Genomic DNA, 15,751 nt, shown 5'->3' with positions numbered 1-15,751 from the left:
TCACGTAACACGCGCCTTTCGGGAATAACGGAGTGTTATGCCAATTCTTATAAGTTTCGCTCCGCCTATGCAGCAAACCTTTTTCAAGTTCAACCGGAAGGCCGGGTCATGACCAAATCATCACGTGCTCTTTGCACCGCTCTGGCGGGTGCATTGGCCCTTTCCATGCCCGGATCGGCTTTTTCAGAAACTATCGTCCGCAAGACCTATTCCTATTTTTCGATCAGCGGCAAAACCGCCGCCGATCTGGACCAGCAGCTTTCCAAGCACGGTCCGCTGACCCGCAACACCGGTGCACGCCATCCGGGCGCGACCGAGATCAAATTCGGCGGCGAGCTCACCTATGTCGAAAAGAACGGCCTGTGCAGCGTGGGAACGGCGAAGGTGGTGCTGAATACCCGCATCCTCCTGCCGCAATGGAAAAACCGGCGGCGCACCACGGCGGAGCTGGCCTTTATCTGGGACACGCTGCTTGCCGATATCAAGCGCCACGAGGAACGCCATGCGGAGATCGCCCGAACCCATGCCCGCACGCTCGAGAGGCAATTAACGGCGCTTCGCCCGCAGAAAAACTGCGAGACGCTGCAGGAAATGGTCGGCAAGATCACCCAGACGGTAATGGACGAGCACGACAAGGACCAGATGCGTTTCGATGTGGTGGAATCGAAAAATTTCGATGCCCGCATGACGCGGCTTTTGAAAAACCGGCTCGAACAGGGCCAGAACCGGCGCTAAGCGACCTCACCTCTCGACCTGCCAAAAACTCACCCCGCGCAACGGGCATGACGTAACGTCATGTCCGATATCACCCGTGAATTCTCGTCATGGTGCGGTCGTCGAGACTCATTGTAGCTTGTTTACATGGTTTGGAACGGTCGCAGCTTACAGCGGGTCGGACGTTTTAACCGTCTCCGGTTCTCCCGGTGCGCACTTGAGGGCTCGCAGGTGTTTCCTCCCTCGCCTGCATGCTGCGTACCCGCCTCGCCCCGCTCCCCGCTACCAGGTGAGCGGGGCTTTTTCTGCGTCAGGCAATGCCGAGGGTTTATCAGCCCTGGCGCTCGGGAACGTGAACGACAAGACCGTCAAACTCGTCATTCATCTTGATCTGACAGGAAAGACGCGAAGTGGGACGCACATCGAAAGCGAAATCCAGCATGTCCTCTTCCATCGGCTCGGGCCCACCGACGCGCTCCGCCCATGCATCGTCGACATAGACATGACAGGTCGCACAGGCACAGGCGCCGCCGCATTCCGCATCGATGCCGGGAATGGAGTTGCGCACGGCATTCTCCATGACGGTGGAACCGTTGCTCACGTCAAGTTCATGGGGCGTGCCGTCAAAGGCGACGATGGTCAGTTTTGTCATGCCGGAAATCCAAAATGTGATCTAAGAACTGTTCTAAACACATAGAAAGGCCGGTCCGCCTTGGCAACCCGCTTCAAGGGTGCCAGATCCAACCGGCCTCACAAAACGGCTAATTTGATGCTTACCGCCTCAGCGGCAGAGCTTGAGGATGAAGTTTTCCGCTTCAACAATGGCAGCGGCGAGCCTTGCGATAGCCGCGCTGTCATTACCCTTGTCCTCCACCGCTGCTGCGGCCGTGGACACGGCGGATGCGCCGATGGCCTGAGCGGCGCCTTTCAGACGGTGGGCGGTTGCCCTGACAGCCTTGTCGTCAGCACCGGCCATCTCGTGAAGGGCTGCGCGTGCATTGCGGCTGAACAGCTTCAGCACCTCGATTTCGAGATCCTTGTCGCCCATTGTCTGCCGGGCAAGATGATCGAAATCGATGGGCCTTGTGCCTGCGGCCGGCGCGCCGCCGCAATTATCCGGAGCTTCGAAAGCAATACTGACCGCTGCCATGTCTGAAATTCCTTGTGTCTCGCCGTTTCCTGTTTCGTGTCACATCTGTGTCGTATTTACGCATTGAAGCCGGTGCTATCGGCTTAAATTACGGCGTGACGCAGGCGAAAATCTTCTGCTATGGTTAATTTATGTTAAACTTATGCGAAACAAGGCGTTCAGAGCGAAACCGAGGTTTAAAAACTGTTAAAAAGCCGACACTTCGCTGCCGTCGCAAATCCGCATTAATTGTTTCGAACACCTAAATGTGTCACTACGGTACTGCCGTTCCTGCAGGGCTTGAGCTCAAGCTTTGTTATTCCGGCACAGTGATGTAATTTCGCCCGAAAGCTGGATCACCAGCAATTCGGGATTTGGTAAATGGCGGAATTGTTCTCTCATAAGGGATAATGTTCCGCTGGCATGATGGCGGCAGTCCGCTTGCTGGTCGCGAGTGGTCAACGGCATGAAGCCGGGCGTATGTGTAACGAGGCGTAACCGCATGGCGAATAACAAGATCAGCGACTCTGTAGACGAGACTGCATTTCAGGCGTTGGAAGACGCCTTGCAGCTTGGCGCTTTCGAAGAAAAGCCGGAGACGCGGAAAACTGCAGCGCCGAAGCAGCCGGAGGCCAGATTGAAGGAAGCAAGCAGACAGACCCCTGCTCCCGAGGCCGCGCGCGCGCCTGCCGAACAGGCGCCCAAATCGCCCAATCTCGAGGCAGCCAATGACGGCTCCAAACGCAGCCCGGCCATGATCCTGAAGTCGCTCGAGGGCGGCTCCATCGGCGGCGCGCTTCGCAACGCGACGATCATGTCGGTCATCTGGGCGCTCGGCGGTCTTGGTGTCGCGCATCTTCTTTACGGGAATGCGCTGTGGAACATCGGCTCGCTTGCCGATCTCACCGCAATCCCCGGCCTGATGGCGATCGTCGTCGGCATCCTCGTTCCTGTCATGCTGTTCTTCGCCTTTGCGATCATGATGGCACGCGCCCGCGATCTGCGGAACGCCGCCCGCTCCATGGCCGAAGTCGCCCTTCGTCTTGCGGAACCCGAAACGGTCGCATCCGACCGCATCATGTCCGTCGGACAGGCGGTTCGCCGCGAAGTCTCGGCCATGAATGACGGCATCGAGCGCACCATCGCCCGCGCGACGGAACTCGAAACCCTCGTTCACTCCGAGGTCAACGCGCTTGAACGCAGCTATGCCGACAATGAACTGCGTGTGCGCAGCCTCGTGCAGGAACTGACCGCCGAGCGCGACGCCATCGTCAATCATGCGGAGCGCATCCGCTCCTCCATCGTCGGCGCGCAGGAACAGATCAAGGAAGAGCTTTCCATCGTCGGCGAAGAGCTTTCGATGCGGATCGCGACGACCGGCGAGGCTTTCGCCTCGATGATCGACACCCGCTCGGCCGCGCTTTTGGAAAAATCGCGCGCCTCGACCGAAGCGATGGGCAGCCTGATCGCCGCCAAGACCGAAAACCTGCTTCAGGCGCTGAATTCCTCCGGCACGACGATCTCCAACGAATTCGACATGCGCCTGCACAACCTCACCTCGACGCTGGATGAGCGCGGTGAAGTGCTGCTCGAACGCTTCGCGATCCACGCTTCGACGCTGGACAGCGGTGTGGAAAGCCTCAATAGCGCGCTGGAGGAACGCACCCGCCAGCTCAACGAGACCCTGTCCACCCGCACCCTTGAACTCAACCGCAATATCGATCGCGGCCAGCAGATCATCGGCGGTTCGCTGGATACCGTGCTCGACAAGCTCTCCACGACGCTCGAGGAAAAAGGTCTTTCCTTCCGCCAGAGCCTGCAGAGCACGGCTGACGATGCGATCATGGACCTCGATCTTCGCTCCGGCCTCTATGAGGAACGGTTGCAGGCAACGGTCGGCCAGGTCAATTCGGCCTTTGACGAACATGTGGCGGAATTCGCCAGCGCCTTCGATCAGCGCGCCGGCAGCCTCGACAGCAAGCTGATGGAAAGCCTCGCCCGGATCAACGAAACCGTTGCCGGCGGCTCCGAAGCCCTCGATACCATGCTGTCGAGCGGTCTTGAGCGCATCGGCACGACCATGACCGATCAGTCTCTGGCGCTCGCAACCGCGCTGGGCACGGGTCAGGAAATGCTCGAAAGCGCGCTTGAAACCCGCACCCGCGAATTCAGCGACGCAATCGGCCAGCGCACTGCCGACATCACCAATGCCTTCGCCAATTCGCATGAGAAGATCGACAGCGTGCTGGCGGAACGCAGCAACGCCCTGTTCGGCGCGCTTTCGGCCAGCCAGGACCGTTTCGACGAGGCGCTCGCCAGCCGTTCGCTGGCCATCACCGGCTCCGTCTCCGGTACGGCCGAACGCCTCGCCGCGATGCTCGACGAACGTGCAGCCGCGATCAACAGCGTCGTCGCCGATGTCGAGCGCCGCCTTTCGGAAACGCTCGAAACCCGGGCTGCTGCCATTACCGGTGCCGTTTCCGGCATCGAGGATCGCATTTCCGATACGCTGGAAAGCCGCACGGCTGCCCTGCACGACGTCGTCTCCGGTGCGGAGAGCCGTATCGCCGACACGTTGGATGGCCGCACCGCTGCCCTTTCCAGCGCGATTTCGGGTGTCGAGGAACGCATTGCCGACACGATGGACAGCCGTACCCTGTCGCTCGACATGACCTTCGCCAATGTCGAGGAAAGACTTTCCGAAACGCTCGACAGCCGCACCTCTGCCCTCACCGGCATTGTTGCCAGCGCTGAAGAGAAGATCGCCGGCGCACTCGACAGCCGCACGGCCACTTTCGGCGACGTGGTCGCCGGTGCTGAAACCCGTATCGCGGAAACGCTGGATGGCCGCACCGCAGCGCTCAACGCTGTGGTCTCGGGCGCCGAAGAACGCATCGCCGATGCGCTCGACAGCCGTACGATGGCACTCGACATGGCATTTTCCGGTGCCGAGGAAAAAATCACCGAGGCGCTCGACACCCGCACCGCAGTCCTTGGCGAACTGGTGGCCGGGGCCGAGAGCCGTATCGCCGGCGCACTCGACAGCCGCACGGATTCGCTGAAAAACGTCGTTTCCGGCGCGGAGGAGCGGATCACGGACGTGCTCGACAGCCGCACCATGGCGCTCGACATGAGCTTCTCCGGTGTCGAGGAAAAGATCGCCGATATTATCGACGGCCGCACCGCCGCCTTGCACAGCGCCGTTTCCGGTGTCGAAGACCGTATTGCCAGCGCCCTGGACAGCCGCACTTCCGCCCTTTCCGGTATCGTCTCCAGCGCAGAGGAACGCATCGCCGACGCGCTCGACAGCCGCACCCTGGCGCTCGACATGACGATTTCGGGCGTGGAAGAGCGGATTGCCGAGGCCATGGATGCCAGAACGTCGTCGCTTTCGCTTGCGGCGGCCGGTGTCGGTCAACGTCTCGAAGCCACCGCCTTTACGCTTGAAAACGCGCTTGCCAGCGGCCACGAGCGGCTGGAAACGATGCTCGGCTCGCAGGCGGAGCGCATTGCCGGCTCGCTGGAGCGCAATAGCGGTCTGATCGAACAGAGCGTTTCCGGCGCGGCCAACCGCATCGAAACCGTTGTGGAAGATGGCAGCAGCCGTTTTGCGCAGACAGTGGAAGAAGGCGTGTCCCGCCTCGAAAGCAATCTGTCGCAATCGCATGAGGATATTCGCACCGCGCTCGACCAGCGCCACGCCGATATGGCAGCGACCCTGAGCTCGGCCACGACCCAGATGGGCGACATGCTGTCCGAGCAGGCGATGATGATCGGCACCACGGTCGCCTCCAGCGCCAGCATGCTCGAACTGTCGCTCGAAACCCAGCAGGAAACGCTGCAGAAGGCAATTGACGGCAGTGCGGCGACGCTGGAAGAGCGCCTTCGCAACAGTGCCGGCGACATCGCCGTCAAGATCGGCGAAGCCGCACGGGAAATCGGCGGCGCGACCGACGCCCTGTCCTCGAAAATCGAGAGCTCGATCGGCAATGTCACCACCCGTCTCGACGAGACCGGCGCTCGTATCGAGTCGTCGCTCGACGCCCTGCAGACACGCGTCGGTGGAGATCTGGCCAACGTCAACACCTCGATTGAGGATGCCGGCCGTCGCTTTGCCGATGCGCTGGAAGACAAGACGGCCGCTTTTGCCCGCACCAGCGACGATGCCGCGCAGCGCATTACCGGCATTCTGGACGAGCAGGCCATACGTGTAACCGACACGTTCGAAAGCCGCACGAGCCGCCTGGCGGAAACCTTCGATGCCGGTACCGCCCGCATCGATGAACGTCTCGGCACCATGGACCGGGCGCTGACGATCGGCCTCGAAAACGTCAACCGCACCATCGAGGGCAAGGCAAGCGATCTCGCCGTCAGCCTGCGTGGCGCGGTCGTCTCCGCCACCCAGAGCATTGATGAGGAAGCCGTTCGCTCCTCCGCTCTGCTTGCCAAGTCCGGTTCGGAATTCGCCGAGCAGGTGCAGGCGCAGAACGAGGCCTTCACCAAGGCCATCGAGGAACGTTCCGGCGAGATCGTCAGCCGCATCTCCGATGCGCAGACGCGCTTGTCCGGCCAGGCCGCCGCCGTCGCCCAGACCTTCTCCGAGGCTGGCAACATCATCGTCAACAAGGTCGCCGAGGCCGAAGCGGTCGTGCGTTCGCAGGTCGGCGTTATCTCCGAGACGCTCACGGGCGTCGAATCGGCCCTCGATGCCCGCGGCGAATCCATCCGTTCTGCGCTGGACAACCGCACCCGCGAACTCAACTCGATGCTGGCCAGCCGTTCCGCTGAACTGTCGCGCCTGATCGAGGAGAAGGCCAAGCCCGTCGTCGACGAATATGCCACCATCGGTCGCGAAGCCGCCGAGAAGATCGTTTCCGCCGCCCAGCAGAGCGCCGAGCTCCTGTCGCAGAGCAACAGCGGCATGGTCGGCATGGTGGAACAGGCGATCAGCGATTACGCCAATGCCGGCACGGATGCGGCGAGCAAGCTTGTCGCGGCCACCCGCCAGAGCACGGATATGCTGTCGCAGACGCATACCGCCATGGCGGATGCCGTTGAACAGGGCATTGAGAAATATGCACGCTCGGGCAGCGATGCGGCCAACAAGCTGGTTGCCGCCACCCGTCAGAGCACCGACATGCTGTCGCAGACCCATAACAGCATGGCCGAAATCGTCGAGCAGTCGGCAACCAACTTCAACTCCGCCGTCGAGCGCGCCGCACAGGAATTCGGCACGGCCGACGCAGCGCTGAACGCATCGGCGACCCGCTTCTCCGATAGCGCCTCGCAGGCCGCCGACATGGTGTCCAGCTCCAGCCGTCTGCTCGAAGGAAAGATCGACCGTCTGTCGAATATTTCCGGCCAGACGCTGGCGCAGGTTGCCGGCATCGTCGGACGCTTCGAGGAACATTCGAAGGTGCTGAGCCAGGCGTCCGAACTGCTGAATGCGGCGCAGTCCAGCCTCGTCGGCACGCTGGAAGAACGCCAGGATGCGCTTCGCAGCCTGTCCGTCGGTCTCGTCAAGCGTTCCGAGGAAATCGAAAGCGCCATGCGCAACGTCGTCGGCGTCGTGGAAACCACGCTCAACGATGCCGAGGAGCGTTCGCAGAACGTCGCCGGCAATCTGCGTGACAATCTGCAGGCGTCCTTTACCGATATCGGCCGCTCGCTGGATGAAACCGAACAGCGCGCCCGCTCGGCGGCACAGACCATGCGGGGCGCCCTGCTCGCCGCCGGTCAGGATGCCAGCCGCTCGATCGAAAGCACGCTGTCCGACGCACAGAAATATTCCGACGAGCTGGTCAACCGCCTGCGCGGCGGCGTCGAATCCTCGCTTTCGGAAGTTGACAATCTTCTCGGCAGCGCCTCGGAAAAATCCAATGCCGCCGCCGCCAACCTCAAGGAAACCCTGCGTCAGGCTGTCGAAGAAGCTGTCAGCCGCTTTGCCGGCGCGACGGACGAAATTCGCCGCTCCAGCCACGACATCCGCCGCGAGCTGGATGCAACCCGCGCCGAACTGAAGCGCGGCGCATTCGACCTGCCGGAAGAGGCAAAGGAAAGCGCTGCCGCCATGCGCCGCGCCGTTTCCGAGCAGATCAAGGCCCTGCAGGATATTTCCCAGCTTGTCGGTCGTTCGACCCACCAGATGGAAGTCTCCGAACCCGTTGCCCGCGCCATCGCAGCGACCCAGCCAGCCGCCGAGCGCCGCGTCGAGACGCGTCCGCAGCCGGCAACCGCCGCTCCGGTACAACAGCGCCCGGCGCAGCCGCAGACTGCCGCCGCACCGGCTTTGCGCGGTACGCTGCCGCTTGAGAACCGCCAGGTCGAAAACCGTCAGGCACCTGCCCCGTCGCAGACGGCAACAGCGCCTGCCGGACGTCGCGAAGAAGGCGGCGGCTGGATCAGCGATCTGCTGCGCGGCGCGTCACAGGAAACGCCAGCAGCGTCCACACCGCGCGCCAACACTGAGCAGCAGCCGACCCGTGCGGCCGACACCCGCAATCCGCGCCACATGGTCGAATCGCTGAACTCGCTGTCCGTCGACATTGCCCGCGCCATCGACCACGATGCGTCGGTTGAGCTGTGGCGCCGCTATCAGCGCGGCGAACGCGATGTCTTCACCCGTCGCCTCTACACGCTGAAGGGCCAGACGACCTTCGACGAGATCAAGCGCAAATACGAACGGGAAGCCGAATTCCGCACCGCCGTGGACCGCTACATCACCGATTTCGAAAAGCTGCTCGCCGATGTGGCGCGCACCGACCGCGACCGGAGTGTTACCCAGTCCTACCTCACCTCCGATACCGGCAAGGTCTATACGATGCTTGCCCACGCGGCGGGTCGGTTCAACTGATCTCTGGCGCGAGTAGAAACAATAAAACCCCGGTCACGACCGGGGTTTTTCATTTTGGCTGACAGGCGGATTTAGACTGGAATTCAGCCGGTTGCTAAATCAAAGCTCGAACGTGCCCGAAGCAACACGCACCGCGTGGCCGCCGATGCGGGCGCGGGCGATTTCGCCATCCTTGATGTCCATGCGCAGGTGGATGTGAGAAGGCCGCTCCATCTCAACGCCCTGCTCTACCAGGATAGGGTAGTGCCCATCGGTCAGGCCGTCGAAATGATGGATCGCGCCGGAAAGGGCGGCGACGGCAGAGCCGGTTGCGGGGTCTTCCGAAATCCCCATATCCGGTGAGAACATGCGGGCATGGAACTTTGCCGCATGATTGACGCCGCCGCGACAGTAGATGTAGGCCGCCGCCAGGCGTCCCTCCACCAGCGGCGCGGTGCGCAGCCACAGATTGGCATCGAAATCCATGTCCCTGATGGCGGCGATATTGTGCAACGGCACGAACAGGAACGGCACGCCGGCCGTCCAGATTGACGGCACATGATTTTCAAAGCCGAGATGGCCTTCGCTCACACCCAGCGCATCGGCAAGCGCGGTATGATCGAGCGGCAGGTCGACGCGCGAGGATTTGCGCGGCAGGTCGAATTCGGCGAAGCTGACCGCGCCGGCGCGCATCTTGACCGCGCAGCGCACCGGGCCCACCTGCTCCTCCAGCACGCAGACCATGTCGATATTGTCATCGCCCTCGCCGCGGTTACGCTCGGCGATAGCGACCGCAGCACCGACGGTGGGATGGCCGGCGAAAGGCAATTCACCTGAAGGCGTGAATATGCGTACCGACGCTGCGTGGGCGGGATTGCCCGAACGATTGACGAAAACGGTCTCGGAAAGATTCATTTCCCGCGCGATCGCCTGCATTGTCGCCTTGTCGAGATCATCCGCGTCATACATGACCGCCAGCGGGTTTCCCGCCATTTTGGTCTCGGTAAAGACATCGTAGATATTGTAGTTCAGCACCACACACGTCTCCTGCCATCAGTCATTCCGCCTGCCTTGCGCAAACTGCCTTACGCCGCCCCGCATCGCAACCCTTGTCCGAAGCCATAAACCAAGAAGCTGTGGACCGGCTTCCTGTAAAGGCGAACGCCTGCCTGACCGAAAGGCCTTGTGGCCAGCCGCCGTCTTCATGTACCAAGGACGGGTCTTGTGGCTTGCAAGCGACCGTGCTCCTGCCGGTTTGGAGATTACGAGCCACTTCAACAGGTTACAGCATCTGTCACAGGCCGGTTGCGGTTTGCGTCGTTGTCGAGGGAAGCGGATGTCGCATTCTACCTATTCACTATCCTTCGTTGCATCCGCCTCCGAGGAGGCACAGATGGCGATGGAGGAGCTGAAAACGGCTTACGGCAACGCGCCTTTCGAGGAAGCGGAGGTGATCGTCGCGCTGGGTGGCGACGGCTTCATGCTGCAAATCCTCAACGAGACGATGAATTCCGGCAGACGCGTCTACGGCATGAACCGGGGCTCGGTCGGTTTCTTGATGAATGACTACCGCGTGGAAGGCCTGCGCGAGCGCATCGCGGTGGCGACAGGCAATGATTTTCATCCGCTGCGCATGACGACGACGGATTCCGATGGCGACGAATTTACGGCACTCGCCATGAATGAAGTGAGCCTCTTCCGGCAGTCACATCAGGCCGCCAAGCTTCGTGTCGAGGTGGATGGCAAGGTTCGGCTGGAAGAGTTGATCTGCGACGGCATGATGGTGGCGACGCCTGCGGGGTCGACAGCCTATAATTTCTCCGCCCATGGGCCGATCCTGCCGCTCGAATCACCGCTTCTGGCGCTTACCCCCGTCAGCGCGTTCCGGCCAAGGCGCTGGCGCGGCGCTCTATTGCCGAACAAGGTGACGGTCGACATTCATGTTCTGGAGCGTGACAAGCGCCCGGTGAACGCCGTGGCCGACCATACGGAGGTGAAATCCGTGCGCCATGTGCGGATTGCGCAATCGCAGGACAGGACGGCCAGAATTCTCTCGGATCCGGACCGTTCATGGTCCGACCGGGTTCTCGCCGAACAATTCAACAATTGACGCCAACGACCGACGATAGCCATGCATCTGAAAACACCGATCCTTGCCACTCTCTTTCTCGCCACAGCCGTGCTTTCCGCACGGGCGCAGACGGAGGCGATCGACGCCTTGCCGGTCTCGGCGATCTTCGTCGTCAGCAGCGGCATGTGGGAAGAGCAGAATCTGGAGCCGGTGAAAGGCTCTGACGGCCAGCTGCGGCCGCCGCCAGCAGCGCCGACACGCGGTTATTACAAGGTGGTTGCAATTCGTCAGGGGGATGGTACCGCGAAGATCTACCTGCAGCGCATCGTCTTTACCGCCGACGGACCCAATCTCCTCGAAAATGTCGAGCTGGAAGAGTTCAACCAGATGAAATCCTACGTCACGGATATTCGTCCGGAAAGCTCGAACGGCGCATCCGCCTCACCCGGCCTGTTCGTGACCGTTTATCTGAAAACCGACCCGATGGCCAAGGAAGCGGAAAGCTGGACGATCCTGATCGATGAGCTTGGCGAGATGAAGATCGAGAAAGCCTCAAACTGACGGCTAGAGCACGTCCGGTTTAAGCTCATGCGACCCGGAAAGAACTGCGCCGAAATGATGTTTCCATAATCTGGCGCCGAGTTCGCCGCTGCGGTCGAGGCTTGAACCAACCGTCAGCCACGGCAGAAGCGTGGGGTGCAGTCCCGCGTCGAAAAACGCAAAACCGGCGGCCAGCACGCAGGTATCTGCCTGAATACCGCAGACCAGCACCCTCTCGACCTTCAGGGACAGGAGATGGTCGACCGCTTCCCTTGGCGGCGCATAACCGTGCTTGATGAATATCCGATCCGCCTGAACCAGCGAGCAGTCATCCCTGCCCGGCTTCCAGCCCAGTTGCCGCTCGAAAGGTGTCACGCTCTCATCATGGCGCTCGACGCTGGCGACGCTCGGCATGGTGGCGGCGAGCGCGGTTATGTCCGCCACCAGCGAAGCCGGCGGATTGAAGCTCGGCTGGACGTCGACGATATAAAGCGCCTGTTTCATGCATCTCCTCCAACGAAAAACCCCTCGCAATGGGTTTGCGAGGGGCAATTTTCAATCAACGCATTGCAGCGTCTTAGTCGATATCAGCCACTTCCACATCCGCGCCGCCGCTGATGCGGTGAGCGAGAGCAGCTTCCATGAACTCGTTCAGGTCACCGTCCAGCACGTTGCCGGGTGCGGTGCTTTCCACGCCGGTACGCAGGTCCTTGACCAGCTGGTAAGGCTGCAAAACGTAGGAACGGATCTGGTGGCCCCAGCCGATATCGGTCTTGGAAGCGGCCTGTGCATTGGCTGCCTCTTCCCGCTTTTGCAACTCCACCTCGTAAAGGCGGGCGCGCAGCATGTCCCACGCCTTGGCGCGGTTCTTGTGCTGCGAGCGTTCCTGCTGGCAGGCAACCGCGATACCGGTCGGAATATGCGTAATGCGCACGGCCGAATCGGTGGTGTTGACGTGCTGGCCACCCGCGCCGGACGACCGATAGGTATCGATACGGCAATCGCTTTCGTTGACGTCGATCTGGATCGAATCGTCAACCACCGGGTAGACCCAGACGGAGGAGAACGACGTGTGGCGACGCGCATTGCTGTCATAGGGCGAAATGCGAACAAGACGATGCACGCCCGATTCCGTCTTCAGCCAGCCAAAGGCATTGTGGCCCTTGACGAGGATCGTCGCGGATTTGATGCCGGCCTCTTCGCCATCGTGAACTTCCAGCACCTCGACCTTGAAACCTTCACGGTCCGCCCAGCGGGTATACATGCGCAGCAGCATGTTCGCCCAATCCTGGCTTTCCGTGCCGCCGGCGCCGGAGTGCACTTCGAGATAGGTGTCGTTGCTGTCCGCCTCGCCCGAGAGCATGGCTTCAACCTGACGGCGGTTCGCCTCGTTCTTCAGCGCCTTAAGCGCGTCTTCGGCGTCCTTGACGATCTCGTCGTCGCCTTCCATCTCGCCGAGTTCAATCAGCTCGATATTGTCCTTGAGCTGCTGCTCAAGCGCCTTCACGCCGCTGATGCTGTCATCCAGCTGCTGGCGCTCGCGCATCAGCTTCTGGGCCTCGGTGGCATCGTTCCAGAGGGTCGGGTCCTCTGCCTTGTTATTCAACCAGTCCAGTCGTCTTATCGCCTGGTCCCAGTCAAAGATGCCTCCTCAGCAGGCTTATGGCCTGCTTGATTTCGTCGACTACGTTCACGATTTCATTGCGCATTTCGCTGGTTCTTCGCCTTCATTGAAACTCGTTGCTCAAATAAATGCGGGGGGCGCGGATGTAAAGACCCGCGCCCCCCCGATGATCCCTGAACTGGGGTCAATAAAGACCGCCGCCGCCGCCGGTAATGGCCTGCTGCGCCTGCGGCGAGGTCTTCAGAATATCTTCCTGCGACATGTAGTTTTCCGCGCCGATCACCGAGAAGCTGTCGGCCGGGCCGGTGCCGGGCTTGAAGGCTTCCATGATGGTGTCCGGTTCGCCTTCAACTGCCGCCATGCCGGTCTTGCGGTTGACGGCGACGAAGTTCATGCCGCTCGGTACGATGAACTTGCTCGGCTCCATATGCTTGGCCGCATCGGAGATGAACTCGCCGAAGATCGGCGCGGAGAGCGAGCCACCCGTGCCGCCGCGACCGAGAGGTGCGGGCGAATCGAAGCCGATATAAAGGCCGGCGACCATGTCCGGCGTATAACCGACGAACCAGGCATCCTTTTCATCGTTGGTGGTGCCCGTCTTGCCGGCAACCGGCAGATCGACCTTGATCTTGCCCGCCGCCGTGCCGCGCTGCACGACACCTTCGAGCATCGAGGTCGTCTGGTAAGCAGTCATCGGGTCGAGAACCTGCTCGCGATTGTCGACGATGACGGGCTCGTCCTGGTTCTGCCAGCTTGTCGCGTTGCAGCCCTCGCAGGCGCGCTCCTCATGGCGGAAGATGGTCTTGCCGTAGCGATCCTGAATGCGGTCGATCAGCGTCGGCTTGATCTGCTTGCCGCCATTGGCGATGACCGAATAGGCCGAAACCATACGCATCACGGTGGTTTCACCGGAACCCAGCGACATGGACAGAAGCGGCGGCATCTTGTCGTAGATACCGAAGCGTTCGGCATATTCCGCCACCAGATTCATGCCCATGTCCTGCGCCAGACGCACGGTCATGAGGTTACGGGATTTTTCGATACCGAGACGCAGGGTAGACGGACCGGCGGAGCCCCCGCCGTAATTCTGCGGCTTCCAGACCTGACCGCCCGACACAACTTCGATCGGCGCATCGAGAATGACCGATGCCGGGGTATAACCATTGTCCAGCGCTGCCGCATAGATGAACGGCTTGAAGGAAGAGCCCGGCTGGCGCATCGCCTGCGTGGAGCGGTTGAATTCCGACTGCGCATAGGAGAAACCGCCGACCATGGCCAGAACACGGCCGGTATGCGGGTCCATCACCACCATGCCGCCCTGCACTTTCGGCGGCTGGCGCAGGCGGTATTCATTACCGGAATTGGAAAGCGGCTGTGCATAGATCACATCGCCTGCCGCCACGACACCGACCGGCGACTTGGCAGTCGCCTTTTTGCCGGTCGCATCACGATAGGCCCAGCGCATGTTTTCAGCGGAGATATGGCCGCGTGTGCGCTTGTCGCCATCTTCCGTTTCCGTGTCCGGCTGCACGCCGATATCGACGCCATCGGCAGCAACGGCGAGGACCACGGCGACCTTCCATTCGGGGACGTCGCGCAGGCCCTTGACCTTGGCGAGCGCCGCCGTCCAGTCACCGGTCGTTTCGATCTTTTCGACGGGTCCGCGGAAACCGCGACGCTCGTCATATTGCACCAGACCGTCCTGAAGCGCCTTGCGTGCTTCCATCTGGATCTGCGGATCGAAAGAAGTGCGGACCGAGAGCCCGCCTTCAAGAAGCGCTTCTTCGCCGTATTTCTCGACAATCTGGCGGCGAACTTCTTCGGCGAAATAATCGGACGCGAAAATATGCGCGCCACCGCGACGCAGATTGACGCCAAGCGGCTGTTTTTTGGCGTCCGTGGCGTCGGCGACGGTGATGTAGCCATTTTCGGCCATGCGGTCGATCACCCAGTCGCGGCGCTCGAGAGCCGCCTTTTCGCGACGGATCGGGTGATAATTGGCCGGACCCTTCGGCAGCGATGCGAGATAGGCCGTCTCGGCGATCGTCAGTTCCGTCACTGATTTGTTGAAATAGGTGAGCGCAGCGCCGGCAATGCCGTAGGAATTCAGGCCGAAGAAAATCTCGTTGAGATAAAGCTCGAGGATCTTGTCCTTGGAATAGGTCTGCTCGATGCGGAAGGAAAGAATGGCTTCCTTGAGCTTGCGGTCGATGGTCTGGTCGTTGGTCAGAAGGAAGTTCTTCGCCACCTGCTGGGTGATGGTGGATGCGCCGACCGGACGGCGGCCGGAGCCGAGATTCTGGATATTGACGAGAATGGCGCGGCCGAGACCGAAGACGTCGACACCCGGATGGTTGTAGAAATTCTTGTCTTCCGCCGAAAGGAAGGCCGCCTTCACCCGGTCGGGTATGGCCTGGATCGGCAGGAACAGGCGCTTTTCATGGGCGTATTCCGCCATCAGCGCACCGTTGCCGGCATGCACGCGGGTCGTTACCGGCGGCTCATACGTGCTCAGAACTGCGTAATCCGGCAGGTCTTTCGTCACGCCGTGCAAATAAATTGCACCGGCGGCGGCGGCGCACAGGAAGAGCACGCTGGCCAAGCCGAAAAAATATCCAATCAGTCTGATCATACCAAGCTACCGATAATTCGAATCGTAACCATCAACGCCCGACGATTTACGGGCGCATCCTTGCATATCGCGTGCCGTTTTGCACACCATACCTTCGATGACAAGCCGGATAGGGCAGCATTCTCCGATATGTTACCGGACCAACCGCCGCAATCGCACACCTGCCGCCTTGCGGATTGCCACCGAATCCGCTTCCCGAGTAACGCGGC

Annotated in this window: 10 protein-coding genes; 4 read left to right on the top strand and 6 right to left on the bottom strand. The window is 61.1% G+C overall.

Annotated features, from left to right (window positions below):
* The first annotated feature begins 108 nt into the window (after positions 1–108).
* Positions 109–735 carry a DUF922 domain-containing Zn-dependent protease gene (locus tag AGR13A_RS06395; protein ID WP_035217546.1) on the top strand — a complete coding sequence of 209 codons (627 nt, stop codon included), beginning with the start codon at positions 109–111 and terminating at the stop codon, positions 733–735.
* A 310-nt stretch (positions 736–1,045) separates the two neighbouring features.
* Here AGR13A_RS06395 and AGR13A_RS06390 read toward each other — a convergent pair whose 3' ends face one another.
* Complete coding sequence (locus AGR13A_RS06390; RefSeq protein ID WP_035217549.1) at positions 1,046–1,366, bottom strand: 2Fe-2S iron-sulfur cluster-binding protein; 321 nt, start codon at positions 1,364–1,366, stop codon at positions 1,046–1,048.
* 129 nt (positions 1,367–1,495) lie between these two features.
* Positions 1,496–1,864: an Hpt domain-containing protein gene (locus AGR13A_RS06385; RefSeq protein ID WP_035217551.1), complete on the bottom strand. Its 369-nt coding sequence runs from the start codon at positions 1,862–1,864 to the stop codon at positions 1,496–1,498.
* Positions 1,865–2,345: 481 nt separating this feature from the next.
* On the opposite strand from AGR13A_RS06385, the gene AGR13A_RS06380 reads away from it, so the two are divergent.
* Positions 2,346–8,696 carry a hypothetical protein gene (locus AGR13A_RS06380; protein ID WP_080834245.1) on the top strand — a complete coding sequence of 2,117 codons (6,351 nt, stop codon included), beginning with the start codon at positions 2,346–2,348 and terminating at the stop codon, positions 8,694–8,696.
* Between the two features lie 99 nt (positions 8,697–8,795).
* Here the strand turns inward: AGR13A_RS06380 and AGR13A_RS06375 are convergent, their stop codons facing one another.
* Positions 8,796–9,713, bottom strand: a complete 918-nt coding sequence (locus tag AGR13A_RS06375) for a PhzF family phenazine biosynthesis protein (protein WP_080834243.1) — start codon at positions 9,711–9,713, stop codon at positions 8,796–8,798.
* Positions 9,714–10,011: 298 nt separating this feature from the next.
* Between AGR13A_RS06375 and AGR13A_RS06370 the strand changes: the two genes are divergently transcribed.
* Positions 10,012–10,785 (top strand): NAD kinase, encoded by a 774-nt coding sequence (locus tag AGR13A_RS06370; RefSeq protein ID WP_035217554.1) that lies wholly within the window; start codon positions 10,012–10,014, stop codon positions 10,783–10,785.
* A 21-nt stretch (positions 10,786–10,806) separates the two neighbouring features.
* The gene (locus AGR13A_RS06365) at positions 10,807–11,307 is read left to right on the top strand and encodes a hypothetical protein (RefSeq protein ID WP_080834241.1); all 501 of its coding nucleotides are present in this window, start codon (positions 10,807–10,809) and stop codon (positions 11,305–11,307) included.
* A gap of 3 nt (positions 11,308–11,310) precedes the next feature.
* Here AGR13A_RS06365 and AGR13A_RS06360 read toward each other — a convergent pair whose 3' ends face one another.
* From AGR13A_RS06360 to AGR13A_RS06350, 3 genes are all read right to left on the bottom strand, one after another.
* Entirely contained in the window at positions 11,311–11,790 is a 480-nt protein-coding gene (locus AGR13A_RS06360) for a cysteine hydrolase family protein (RefSeq protein ID WP_080834240.1), read from the bottom strand.
* Between the two features lie 73 nt (positions 11,791–11,863).
* Positions 11,864–12,995 (bottom strand): peptide chain release factor 2 gene (gene prfB / locus AGR13A_RS06355; protein ID WP_162180471.1). Its coding sequence is split into 2 segments (ribosomal slippage): positions 11,864–12,925 and positions 12,927–12,995, totalling 1,131 coding nucleotides; the frame shifts between segments, so codons are not numbered across the junction.
* 99 nt (positions 12,996–13,094) lie between these two features.
* The gene (locus AGR13A_RS06350) at positions 13,095–15,542 is read right to left on the bottom strand and encodes a penicillin-binding protein 1A (RefSeq protein ID WP_080834238.1); all 2,448 of its coding nucleotides are present in this window, start codon (positions 15,540–15,542) and stop codon (positions 13,095–13,097) included.
* Positions 15,543–15,751: the final 209 nt, after the last annotated feature.

The sequence above is a fragment of the Agrobacterium genomosp. 13 str. CFBP 6927 genome, assembly GCA_900012615.1.
GTDB lineage: Bacteria > Pseudomonadota > Alphaproteobacteria > Rhizobiales > Rhizobiaceae > Agrobacterium.
The sequence above is the reverse complement of the archived record's forward strand: the minus strand, read 5'-3'. Positions and strand labels throughout refer to the sequence as shown.